Below are 12,196 nucleotides of genomic sequence, written 5' to 3'. Positions count from 1 at the left end.
GGCTCACGAACAGCGGCGGGGCGGCATATGCTGCTCCGCCGCTTTCGATTGCAGGAAGGTTAGGTGCGCGGTGGTCGCGGAAACAGCACCGGCGTGTCGCGACGATAGGCCTGCCACGCTGGATCATCGCCCCAGCGCCTTTTCGCGATGGCATCGAGCAGGTTGGTCCCGCTTACCCTTGTCAGCAACAGCGCAACGAACAATGGAGAGGCGATCACGAGCCAGCTCCAGCCCGACAGCTGCGGCAGCGCTATTACCAGAATGCCGGTCCACAGCGTGATCTCACCGAAATAGTTGGGGTGCTGCGACCATGCCCACAGCCCGGTGGTGATAAAGCGCCCGCGATTGGCGGGATCGGCCTTGAACCGGCGCTTCTGTTCGTCGGCGAGCACTTCGAAGGCAAAGCCGATGACCCACAGCGCCGCGCCGGCCCAGAAAAATGCGCCGAGCGGCTGCGGCTCCGGCGCAGTGATGACGACCAGCGCCGCCGCCGCCGTGAAAATCACCCACACCGCCTGCAACGTCCACGCCACGAAAAAGCGCGGCGGGTTCACCTTGATCTTCTCGAACCGCACATCGGTGCCGCCTGCGGCATGGATGCGGGTGAACAGGAAGCTGCCCAACCGGATCGTCCAGACCGCGACCATGCCCGCCACCACGCCGCTGCGCACATCGAGCGATCCATTGGCCTCGATCGCAGCGGCGCAAGCGAGCGCAATTCCCGTCAGATAAGTGATCGCGCCGGTAGTGTCGTAAAAGCGGTCGCTTTGAAACAGCGCGGCCGGGATGAAGGCCAGCCAGTTCACCGCAAAAGCGACAACTGCGCACAGGAGCACGGCGGGAACACCCGAATAGACGATGCTCCCGCTGCCCGCGCCCCAGGCGAAGGCGAGCCCGATATTCGCCGCGATCACAGCGATGATCAGGCTACGCCCCGCGTGCGCGAACGACACGCCCTTCTCCCCCATTGCCGCCACTTCGTCAGGCGAGCGCGATGTGGCGCTTCATGTGATGATCGACATTGCCGAATTCGGCATCGAAGATCGTCAGGCGTTTGAAGTAATGGCCGATCGCATATTCGTCGGTCACGCCGTTGCCGCCGTGGATCTGCACCGCATCCTGCCCGATCAGCCGCGCGGCCTGACCAACGCCAACCTTGGCGGCCGAGACCGCCCGCTTGCGCTCGGTTTCGGACGCGCCGAGCCGCAGTGTGGCGAGATAGGTCAGCGATACCGATTGTTCATAGGCGGTGTACATGTCGACCATGCGGTGCTGCAGCACCTGGAACTTGCCGATCGGCACGCCGAACTGCTTGCGCTGGCGCGAATATTCGACTGTCATCGCGTGGGCGACCTTCATCGCCCCGCAGGCCTCTGCGCACAGCGCGGCGATAGCTTCGTCGGTGACCAGCTCGATCAGCCCCAGCCCTGCGCCCTCTCCGCCAATCAGCGCCTCGGCAGGCACCGAGACATTCTCGAAATAGACTTCCGCAGCGCGGCGGCCATCGACCGTTTCGTAATCGCGGGTAACGATGCCCGCCGCGTCTTTGGCGACCACGAACACCGACACGCCGTCGCGATCGCGCCGCTCGCCGCCGGTGCGGGCGGTCACGATCAGATGGGTTGCCCAAGGCGCGCCGACGACCACAGCCTTATGACCGTTCAGCACATAGCCGCTGCCGTCCTTCTTGGCGGTGGTTTCCAGATCGGCATAGTCGAACCGCCCGCGCGGTTCGGCATAGGCGAACGCGAAGACGCTGCTACCCGCGACGATGCCGCCAATATGCTCTTCCTTCTGCGCCGCCGTGCCGCCGTGCTTCAGGAAGCCGCCCGCGCAGACCACGGTCGGCAGGAAGGGTTCGACAACCAGACCCTTACCGAACTCTTCCATGATGACCATCGCGTCGACCGCGCCGCCGCCAAAGCCGCCATCGGCTTCGGAGAAGGGCATGCCGAGGATGCCGAGTTCGGCCAGCTGCGCCCACACCTCGGGCCGCCAGCCGGCGTCGCTGGCAATCGCCTTGCGCCGCGTTTCCCAGTCGTATTGTTCACGCACCATCCGCGACAGCCCGTCGCGCACCATGTCCTGTTCTTCGGTGAAATTGAAGTCCACGTAATCTCTCCCGTCGCTCCGGCCTTACAGGCCGAGGATCATCTTGGTGATGATGTTGCGCTGAATTTCGTTCGATCCGCCATAGATCGAGGTCTTGCGCATGTTGAAATAGGTCGCCGCAGCGTGGTGGGCATAATCGGGGCCGACCGGGTACTGGTTGGACCCGGCATCGCCCGGCACATTCGCGATATTGCCATATAGCGGCGCGCCATAGGTGCCGACCGCCTCCAGCGTCAGCTCGGTCAGGCGCTGCTGGATTTCGGTGCCCTTGATCTTGAGGATCGAGCTTTCCGGCCCCGGCCCCTTGCCCGCCTGCTCACCCGCCAGCGTGCGCAGTTCGGTGATTTCCAATGCGGCCAGATCTATTTCCAGCTGGCTCACCTTCCGGGCGAAATCGAAGTCCTTGATCAGCGGTGCACCGTCCAGCGTTTCGTTCGCCGCGATCTCGCGCAGCTTTTCGACGCCGCGCTTCGACCGGGCGACGCCGGCGATCCCACTACGTTCGTGGGCAAGCAGGAACTTGGCATAGGTCCAGCCCTTGTTCTCCACGCCCACGAGGTTTTCGACCGGCACGCGCACATCGGTCAGCCAGGTTTCGTTGACCTCGTATCCGCCGTCGAGCAGCTTGATCGGCTTCACTTCCACGCCCGGCGTTTTCATGTCGATCAGGATGAAGCTGATGCCCTCCTGCGCCTTGGCCGAAGGATCTGTGCGGCACAAGAAAAAGCCCCAGTCGGCATGCTGCGCCAGCGTGGTCCAGGTCTTCTGGCCGTTGATCACATAGTGATCGCCATCACGCACAGCGGTAGTCTTGAGGCTGGCGAGGTCGGAGCCTGCGCCCGGTTCCGAATAGCCCTGACACCACCACACATCGCCGCTGACGATTCCGGGCAGGTGCCGCGCCTTCTGTTCCGCATTTCCGAAAGTGTAGATCACCGGGCCGACCATCGACACGCCGAAGGGCAGCGGCATCACGGTGCTTGCGCGGGCGTTTTCCTCCGACCAGATGTAACGCTGGGTCGGGGTCCAGTCGGTGCCGCCATATTCGACCGGCCATGCGGGAACCGACCAGCCCTTTTTCCCGAGGATCTTGTGCCAGGCGAGGAAGTCCTCACGCTCCATGTCCTCGCGCATCCCGAAATCAGCCAGGTGTTTGGGATAATTCTCCTCGATGAAGGTGCGGACCTCGTCGCGGAACGCCTGCTCTTCCGGGGTGAATTCGAGATTCATGATCCTCGTCTCCTGAATGGGTCTGTGTTTGCAACCTGCCTCTTGTCACGACAGGGCGCGGACTGAAAGGGGGCAATGCAACAGAATCGCGTTTCAATGCCCGTTTAGCGGGCGGAGCTACGGATCAGGACGACTGACGGATTACCAGTTGCGGGGGCAGGACGAGGCTTTCGGTCTCCTCGCCCGCCAGCCGCCGCAGCAGCAATTGCACCATTCCGCGTGCGCCTGCCGCGATATCCTGCCTGACGGTGGTCAGCGGCGGTACAGTCTGGCGGGCAATGGGCAGATCGTCGAAACCCACCAGCCGCACAGTGTCCGGGACAGCGATCCCGCGATCGCGCAACGCGGTGAGGCATAACGCCGCCAGCGTATCGGTCGCGGCAAAAATCCCGTCGATCCGGCCATCTGCGGCGGCAAGGTGGCGGGCGATCTCGTCACTGGCGCGATCGGGCGAAAGGTGAGTCGGCAAGGCAACGATGTCCGCGCCCATTCGCTGGGCCACATCCTCCGCCCCGGCAAAGCGGGCGGCGAATTCGATCGGTGTGGTGTCACCGACAAACGCGATACGGCGCGCGCCGGCGGCGATCAGCCGCTCCGCTGCCATCCTGCCGCCAAGCCGGTTATCGGTGCCGACAACGCAATGACGTTGGCCCTGCTGGTGATTGCCCCAGACCACCATCGGCAGATAGCCATCGGCCACATCCTCGATCCGGACGAACTGATCAGACTGGCCGATCACGATCACCCCGTCGATCATGCCCGACCCGATGAAGCGGTCCAGCCAATCGGGATCATCTTCGGGCACGACGCGGCGCAGCATCAGATCATACCCCTCCAGCGTCAGCTCGTCGGCAAGATGCCCGAGCAAGGTCATGAAGAAGGTGTCCGATATCTGCTGCCGGACATCATGGCCGAGCGGGATCGCAACCCCGATCACACCGGTCTTCTGGCGACGCAATCCGCTCGCCATCTGGTTGGGGCGAAAACCGTGCTCGCGGGCAATCGCCTCGATCTTTTCGCGCGTCTTGGCGTTGACGAGGCTCTTGCCTGCCAGCGCACGGCTGACCGTGCCGGGCGACACACCGGCCAAACGCGCCAGATCGGTGATGGTCCGCACGGCTGTGCGAGTGGTTCTCTCGTCGCTCATCCCTGTCCCGTCGCCAGCCCCTGCTGCCGGGGCTTGCGATGCCCGGCGTCGACCAGCAGCGTAGCCACCGCGCCCGCCAGCATCAAGACACCGCCCAGCATCAGCACATTGCGCGGATCGCCGCCTAGCAGCGGGCGATAGATCAGCGGCATGGTCAGCGTCTGGATCAGCATCGGGATGACGATGAACAGATTGAAGATGCCCATGTAGATGCCGTTGCGCTGCGGCGGGATGCAATCGGCCAGCATCACGTATGTGTTGCCCATCATACCCGCCCAGCCGATGCCGATGCCCAGCATCAGCACAAATAATGCCGCAGGGGTGCTGGCCCCCGGGATCATCAGCATGGCCGCACCCGAGGCGGCAAGGCACGCCGCATGAACATGCCGCGCGCCGAACCGCGCGACGACCGGGATCAGAGCCAAGGCACCCAGAAAAGCGATGAAATTATACAGCGCCCCCGCCTGCTGGGTGGTCAGCGTCGCTTCGCGAAACGCGGTGCTCGACGGATTGCTGGTGTCATAAATGCTGCGGCCCACGGCAAAGGTAATGTACTGCCAGTACGCGAACATCGCATACCACTGACACAGCATGGCCGCCGCCAACTGCTTCATCGGGCGCGGCATGGAGCGGATCGCGTCGCCGATTTCAGCGAAGGTCGCTCGCGCGGTGAGCGGCTTGTCCTCCAGATCGGCGCACTCCGCATCGGTAAGGGGCAGTTCCGGCACCCGGAATACCGACCAAACGATAGTGGAGATCGACAGGATCGCACCGATGACGAAGGCGATCCGCACGATCACCGGAATGCCGTTGGCGTCCAGCACATCGCGCGCGATAAATGCCGTGAGCAGACTGGGCGCGAGATAGGATAGCGTCTGGGCAAGACCGGTAAACGCGCTCTGGGTGAGGAACCCGGTCGAACGCTGATCTGCCGCCAGCCGATCGGCGACATAGGCGCGGTAAGGTTCCATCGTGATGTTGTTGCCCGCATCGAGTATCCACAGGAGCGAAGCGGCCATCCACAGCGTGCTGGAATAGGGCATGGCGAACAGGCTCAATGTGCAGATCATCGCGCCGATGAGGAAATAGGGCGTGCGGCGGCCCAGCCGCGTGTTGGTGCGATCACTCATAGCGCCGACGATCGGCTGGATGATCAGGCCGGTCATCGGCCCTGCCAGCCACAACAGCGGCATGGTCGCCTCGTCAGCGCCAAGGAAGCCATAGATCGGCCCCATGTTGGCCTGTTGCAGACCGAAGCTGAACTGCAGGCCGAAGAAGCCGATGTTCATTTCGACGATTCGCAGCAGCGAAAGACGCGGTTTTTCCGTCATCTGTGCCTGTCCCATTCTCTATAATGCACGATCATGCCGCCGCGCTGTGTCTTTGAAGTGACACGATTTCGCACGATTTGCAAACGATTGCAGGTTTTCTGTTGCAAACGTTTGCAGAGGCGTTAGGCCTGATGGAGTCGTCGCCAGAGAAGCGCGAAATCGAGAGGAGAACAATCATGAGATTGCGTACTGCGCTTTGCGCAAGTGTGGCCCTTTGCGGCATGATGAGCCCGGCTTTGGCGCAGGATAATGCCGCCGAGTTCGACGAGGCCGAAGGCAACGAAATCATTGTCACCGCCGTCGCGCGCGGACAGAACCGGGCGGAAAGCTCGGTCTCGGTCAGCACCATCGGGGCCGATACCATCGCCAATCTGGCCGCGCCGTCGTCCGCCGACCTGATCCGCCAGATCCCCGGCATTCGTTCCGAAGCATCGGGCGGTGAAGGCAACGCCAATATCGCGGTGCGCGGCATTCCGGTGTCGACCGGCGGCGCACGCTACATCCAGTTGCAGGAAGACGGCCTGCCGATCCTCGAATTCGGCGACATCATCTTCGGCAATGCCGATAACTTCCTGCGCGCCGACCGATCCGTCGCCCGGGTCGAAGCGGTGCGCGGCGGTTCGGCCTCGACCTTCGCGTCGAACGCGCCGGGCGCGGTGATCAACTTCATCTCCAAGACGGGCGAGCGCGAAGGCGGTGCGATCCAGGGTAGCGTCGGGCTCGACTTCGAAACCTACCGGCTCGATTTCGATTACGGCGCGCCGCTGGCCGACGATCTGTATTTCCACGTCGGCGGTTTCTACCGCACCGGCGAAGGCCCGCGCGACATCGGCTATAACGGCTACGATGGCGGCCAGATCAAAGCCAACATCACCAAGGAATTCGACGGCGGCTATGTCCGCTTTCTGGCGAAGTACCTCGACGACCGCACGCCGACGATCCTGCCGCAACCGGTATTCGTGGGCGGGACCAATTCCAGCCCCGATTATCAGGCGATCCCGGGCTTCAATCCGCGCACCGATTCGCTCTACAGCCCGTTTCTCACCCCGCAGGTAACGCTGGATGGCAGCAACAACCCCACCAGCTTTGATTTCCGCGACGGCTTGTCGGTGCAAAGCCTGGCCTTCGGGATCGAGAGCGAGATTGATGTCGGCGGCGGGTGGACCCTGACCAACCGGTTCCGGTTCTCGGACAATTCGGGAGGCTTTCAGTCCCCCTTCCCCGCCGGTGCAGGCACTGCGCAGGAGATCGCTGATGGCATCGGCGGCGCTGGATCGACCATCGAATTCGCCACTGGGCCGAATGCAGGCGACCTCGCCAATGCGGGCAATATCGGCGGCAATGGCCTGCTCGCCAACATCGTGGTGTTCAACGTCCGGCTCAACAGCCTCGACAATGTCACCAATGATTTCCGTGTGAACAAGGAATTCGATTTCGGCGGTGGTTCCGCCAATTTCACCACCGGCTTCTACATGTCGCGGCAGGATATCAATACCGACTGGCTTTGGACATCGCATGTCCAGACGGTCGAGGGCGATGGCAACGCCGTGCTGGTCGATATCCGCGATGCGGGCGGCGATCTCGTCACGCAGAACGGTACCGTAGGCTTCGGCGCGAGCTTCTTCGGCAATTGCTGCCGCCGCAATTATGATGTGGCCTACAGCACCTATGCCCCCTTCGCATCGCTGTCGGTCGAATTGGACCGGCTGACGATCGATGCCAGCATCCGCTACGATTACGGCGACGCAAGCGGCACGATCACAGGCGCGGACAGCGGGTTCGGGATTGGCCTGACAAGCTTCGATTTCGACAATGATGGCGACATCAGCCCCGCCGAGGCGCAGACCAGCGTGCTGCCGCTCGGCAATGCCCGCCCGGTCAATTACGATTTCGAGTATTTCAGCTTCTCGCTGGGCGCGAATTACCTGCTGACCGATGATCTGGGCGTGTTCGCACGCTATAGTCAGGGCGGACGCCATACTGCCGACCGCAGCCTGTTCTCGCCTGCAGTCAGCGCGGTCGATGGCAGCCTGCCGGGCGGCGATGCCGGGGTCATTGCGCGAGTCGACCAGTTGGAAGCGGGGCTTAAATACCAGTCCGGCGGGCTCGCGCTCTATGCCACCGGGTTCTACGCCGAGACTGCCGAAACCAATGTCGACATTGCCCCGGTGGTTCTGTTCGATACGGAGTTCGAAGCTTACGGGGTCGAACTCGAAGGCGCGTATCGCCGCGGGCCGTTCACCCTTTCGGCAGGCGCGACGTGGACTGATGCGGAGATTGTCGACGCACTCGATGCCAGCGTCATCGGCAATACCCCGCGCCGTCAGGCCGATCTCGTCTATCAGGCGACTGCACAATACGACACCGACATGTTCACGCTGGGTGCGAATATTATCGGCACCACAGACAGTTTCACGCAGGACGTGAACCAGCTGGAACTGCCCGCGTTTGCGCAGGTCAATGCCTTCTTGGCAGTGCGCCCGATCGACCGCATCGAAATCGGGCTCAACGCCCAGAACCTGTTCAACGCCACCGGGTTCACCGAGGCGGAAGAGGGCGCGATCCCGGCAAATAATCTGGTGCGCGCCCGCTCAATCGCGGGTCGCACGGTGCTCGCGTCGGTGCGGTTCGACTTCTAGAACCAGTACCGATGTTAAAGGGCTGGCCGCCCGCACTCCCCCCCCCCGCTGGCGGCCAGCCCTGCTATTTTTGATGAATTGGGATACGTCTTGCCATGACCACCGCCTGGACCGCGGATCACTTGCAGCGGATCGCGCCGGAGGCCGCGGCAATTGTCCCGCCGGTCACCGCGCCGGACCGCTCCCGGCTCGAACCCGGGCGGATTTATTGGGATATGTGGCCGGTGCAGGATGCACACGGGCATCGCACCGTAATTGCCGGGCGCGAATTGTGGATGGCCCTGACCGCGCCCGATCGCGGTGATCCGGCGCTGCGGCATTTCGAAGCGAAGATCCATATGCTGGAACGGCGCGGCGCGGCGTGGGTCGATCTTGGCCCTGCCCTGCCCGCCCTTCCCGTTCCGTACGAGCGCGAATGGGCCGGGTCGGCGCTGCTCGATGCAGGCGTGCTGACGCTGTTCTTCACCGCTGCCGGCACCGCTGCGCGCAGCCACGGCTATCAGCAGGAATTGTGGCAGGCGAGCGCTTTGATCGGCGCCGACGGGTTGCCTGCAGAATGGTCGCGCCCTGCCCCTGTAATCGAAGGCTATGGCCCCCACTACATGGGCGCCGACGCGCATGAAGGTGCGCCCGGCGCGATCAAGGCGTTCCGCGATCCGGCCTATTTTCGTGACCCTGCCGACGGCGCGGAATACCTCGCCTTCACCGCATCGCTTGCGCGGTCCGACAGCGCGTTCAACGGCGCTTTCGGCATCGCCCGCAAGGCAGGCCCAGAGTGGCAACTAACTCCGCCGATCCTCCATGCAGAAGGCGTCAACAACGAGCTGGAACGCGCCCATCTGGTGTTTCACGGGAAACAATACTACGCCTTCTGGTCGACGCAGACCGCGACCTTCGCGCCCGATCTGCGCCATGCACCTGGGGGGCTCTACGGAATGGTGGCCGACAGTTTGCGCGGGGAATGGCGGCCGCTGAACGGATCGGGGCTGGTGCTGGCCAACCCCGCGGATCGGCCCTTGCAAACCTATAGCTGGTTCGTGGACGCCGCGCTGACGGTGTGCAGCTTTGTCGACATCCTGCCTGACGGGCGGTTCGGCGGCGTACCCGCCCCGCTGCTGCAACTCGAACTTGATGGCGAGCGCGCGACTGTGCAGGCTCTGTCTCCGGAAAACGCCGGATGATGCTGGGCGCGATCGAAGCGGGCGGCACCAAATTCGTGCTGGCGGCGGGGACATCGCCGGACGTGATCACCGCGCGCCAGACCATCCCCACTCGCGATCCGGCGACCACTTTGGCGCAGGCCGCCGCATGGTTCGCCGGACAGGGGCAGTTCACCGCGATCGGCATCGGCAGCTTCGGGCCGATCGAGCTTGATCGGAGGTCGAGCCGCTGGGGCTTCATAACCAACACCCCCAAACCGGGCTGGGCTGATTGCGATATCGCCGGCTACTTCCGCGCACGGCTGGGCGTGCCGGTCGGCTTCGACACCGATGTGAACGCCGCTGCTCTGGCCGAATATGCCGCTGCGCAAGGCGAAGGCTGCAGCAGCCTTGCCTATCTTACGATCGGCACCGGGATCGGCGGGGGCTTGGTGCTCGGCGGTAAACCGGTCCACGGCGCCGCGCACCCAGAGATGGGCCATATCTACCCGCGCCGCCATCCGCTCGATCGCGATTTCGCCGGGGTCTGCCCGCATCATGGCGATTGTCTCGAAGGGCTTGCCAGCGGTCCGGCTATCATGACGCGCTGGGGCGCATCGCTGTCGGAGTTTCCGCAGGAGCATCCGTCCCATGCGATCATCGCCGATTACATTGCGCAGGCCTGCCATACGCTGTTCGCCGCCGTCGCAGCAGAGCGCATCGTCATCGGCGGCGGGGTGGCAAAGACCGGCGGACTGGTGGAACGCATCAGAGCGCGCACCGCCGAACTCGGCGCAAATTACCTGCCCGGCAGCGCCTGCCATCATATCCGGACGCCGCATCATGGCGACAATGCCGGGATCATCGGGGCAATGACGCTCGCCAACGCGGCGCTTTCTTCGCAAGCCCTGTAGACCTGTCAGCCCGAGCCGAACCACCCGATCGCCCGTAAGGCTTGATTACCGCCGACGCAGGAGCAACCGCCGGTGACTGCAGCAATAAGTGGTTCGAGCGGCAATACCTGCCAGAATCTATGCTGATATCGGCAGCTCGAGTGCAAATTCGGCCCCATGCTCGCTGTTCACCAGGGACAGCTTGCCGCCGCCCGCCTCGACCAGTGATTTGACGATCGGCAGCCCTAGCCCGCTCCCGCCCTCGGCACGGCGGGTGGTGAAGAAAGGCTCGAACATGCGTGTGCGGTCTGCTTCGGCAATGCCGGGGCCGTCATCCGCGACGGTGATGAGCAGCATTGCCCCCTCCTGCCGGGCCGCAAAGGTAACGCGGGTCGCACCGGCTTGACGGCTGTTGTCGATCAGTGCGCTGGCGATGGCCTCCAGCGAGGTGGCGCGAATGGCGAGCGGCGGCAGGTTATCGGGCAGTGCGCTGCACACCTCGAACTGGTCGATCCAGTAAGCATCGGCCAGCCGCTTCATGATCGAGGCGAGGTCCGACTGCGCCGTTGGGTCATTCGCGCTTAGGTCTGCGCGCGCCAATTCGAGCAGACGGGTGGACAGCATCGTAAGCCGCGCCGCGTCGGCATCGGCATTGGCGAGAAAGCGGCGGCGTTCATCGGGCGACATGCTGTCCCCGTGGTCGCCGAGAATTTCGAGCGTGCCTCTGATGCCGGAGAGCGGTGTCTTGAATTCGTGGCTGACGGCATGGGCGAAGTCGCGCAGATAGCGCGAGCGGCGGTCGATCGCTTCGGCCATGCGGGCGAATTCGGCATAGAGCTCCTGGATTTCCACCGCCGCCGTTCGGGGTGGCTCGGGAAAGTCCTGCCGTCCCGATGCCAACGCCCTGCTGGCGCGTGCCAGCGCCTCTACCGGGCGCACGATACCGCGCGACAGCACGCCGCTGAGAATGATGAGCAGCCCGAAAATGCCGACGATCCCCAGCACGATCTTGCCGCGATCGGCATAAAGCCCCTTGAACAGATTGCGTGCCGAGCGTGACAGCAGCACAACGCCCACCACCTTGCCGTTGGCGATCACAGGACGCGCGTGATGAACGCGCACCGCCGCCGCCCGCGATAGCCATTCGAAATTGTAGGTCGGACGGTAATCACCATTGCGGCGCAGGACAGTTTGCGGCTGTCCCGCAAGCGCAGCACGAACTTCGGGCAGCGCGGCGAGGCTCCGTCCGGGGGGCCCGGCCGCAATCAGGCCCCGGCGGTCGAGCAGGATGATGGAGGACAAGGTAACCTGCCGGGTACGTGCCGTTATCGGGGCAAGCGTGACGGCAACCGCGGCCGCATCGCTATCGGGTGCGAGGCTGGTCGGCTGCGGTTGCGGCCTTTCGCCGAGGATCGCGCTGTTGCTGAGGTCGATCGTCGGCGGCTCGGGCCGGAAACCCTGCGGATCGGGCCGCGTCCGATCGCCCCCCGGCCACTGCACAGCCGCCACTGCAGCGAGCGCCGCGCCTTGCGCCACCAGCTCTGCCTCGGTCTGGCGCACCAGCGTGTTTTCGTAAACGCGCAGGAACATGGCCGCGACACCCGGGAGAGCGGCGACGACAAACAATGTGGCGAACAAGATCGTGCGCAGCCTGAGGCGCGGCCAGCGGGCTTTCAGCCATTCCTTGACCGCGCGAACCATTTCG

9 protein-coding genes are annotated in these 12,196 nt (G+C 63.9%); 3 read left to right on the top strand and 6 right to left on the bottom strand.

Translation table 11 applies throughout. The features are described from left to right. Window positions 1-59 precede the first annotated feature (59 nt). The 5 genes from Q0L48_RS06335 to Q0L48_RS06315 all read right to left on the bottom strand — a co-directional run bounded on the left by Q0L48_RS06335 (window position 60) and on the right by Q0L48_RS06315 (window position 5,820). Entirely contained in the window at window positions 60-953 is an 894-nt protein-coding gene (locus Q0L48_RS06335) for a DUF1295 domain-containing protein (protein ID WP_296718573.1), read from the bottom strand. A 28-nt stretch (window positions 954-981) separates the two neighbouring features. Continuing rightward, window positions 982-2,112: an acyl-CoA dehydrogenase family protein gene (locus Q0L48_RS06330; RefSeq protein ID WP_296718570.1), complete on the bottom strand. Its 1,131-nt coding sequence runs from the start codon at window positions 2,110-2,112 to the stop codon at window positions 982-984. A 24-nt stretch (window positions 2,113-2,136) separates the two neighbouring features. Next, window positions 2,137-3,342 (bottom strand): acyl-CoA dehydrogenase family protein, encoded by a 1,206-nt coding sequence (locus tag Q0L48_RS06325; protein WP_296718568.1) that lies wholly within the window; start codon window positions 3,340-3,342, stop codon window positions 2,137-2,139. Between the two features lie 124 nt (window positions 3,343-3,466). After that, on the bottom strand, window positions 3,467-4,489 hold the full coding sequence (locus tag Q0L48_RS06320; protein ID WP_296718565.1) for a LacI family DNA-binding transcriptional regulator: 1,023 nt from the start codon (window positions 4,487-4,489) through the stop codon (window positions 3,467-3,469). After that, window positions 4,486-5,820, bottom strand: a complete 1,335-nt coding sequence (locus Q0L48_RS06315) for an MFS transporter (RefSeq protein WP_296718564.1) — start codon at window positions 5,818-5,820, stop codon at window positions 4,486-4,488. Before Q0L48_RS06315 ends, Q0L48_RS06320 begins: the two co-directional genes overlap by 4 nt. Before the next feature lie 176 nt (window positions 5,821-5,996). Between Q0L48_RS06315 and Q0L48_RS06310 the strand changes: the two genes are divergently transcribed. From Q0L48_RS06310 to Q0L48_RS06300, 3 genes are all read left to right on the top strand, one after another. Beyond that, on the top strand, window positions 5,997-8,459 hold the full coding sequence (locus tag Q0L48_RS06310) for a TonB-dependent receptor (RefSeq protein ID WP_296718562.1): 2,463 nt from the start codon (window positions 5,997-5,999) through the stop codon (window positions 8,457-8,459). Window positions 8,460-8,554: 95 nt separating this feature from the next. After that, on the top strand, window positions 8,555-9,640 hold the full coding sequence (locus Q0L48_RS06305; protein WP_296718559.1) for a glycoside hydrolase family 68 protein: 1,086 nt from the start codon (window positions 8,555-8,557) through the stop codon (window positions 9,638-9,640). Continuing rightward, entirely contained in the window at window positions 9,637-10,512 is an 876-nt protein-coding gene (locus tag Q0L48_RS06300) for an ROK family protein (RefSeq protein WP_296718557.1), read from the top strand. Before Q0L48_RS06305 ends, Q0L48_RS06300 begins: the two co-directional genes overlap by 4 nt. 117 nt (window positions 10,513-10,629) lie before the next feature. Here the strand turns inward: Q0L48_RS06300 and Q0L48_RS06295 are convergent, their stop codons facing one another. Continuing rightward, window positions 10,630-12,192, bottom strand: coding sequence for a HAMP domain-containing sensor histidine kinase (locus tag Q0L48_RS06295; protein WP_296718554.1), 1,563 nt, complete (start codon window positions 12,190-12,192; stop codon window positions 10,630-10,632). Window positions 12,193-12,196 lie beyond the last annotated feature (4 nt).

Origin of the sequence: Erythrobacter sp., from assembly GCF_024305245.1 — a bacterium.
GTDB lineage: Bacteria > Pseudomonadota > Alphaproteobacteria > Sphingomonadales > Sphingomonadaceae > Erythrobacter.
Note: the sequence above shows the minus strand (reverse complement) of the source record. Positions and strands in the feature narration are given on the sequence as shown.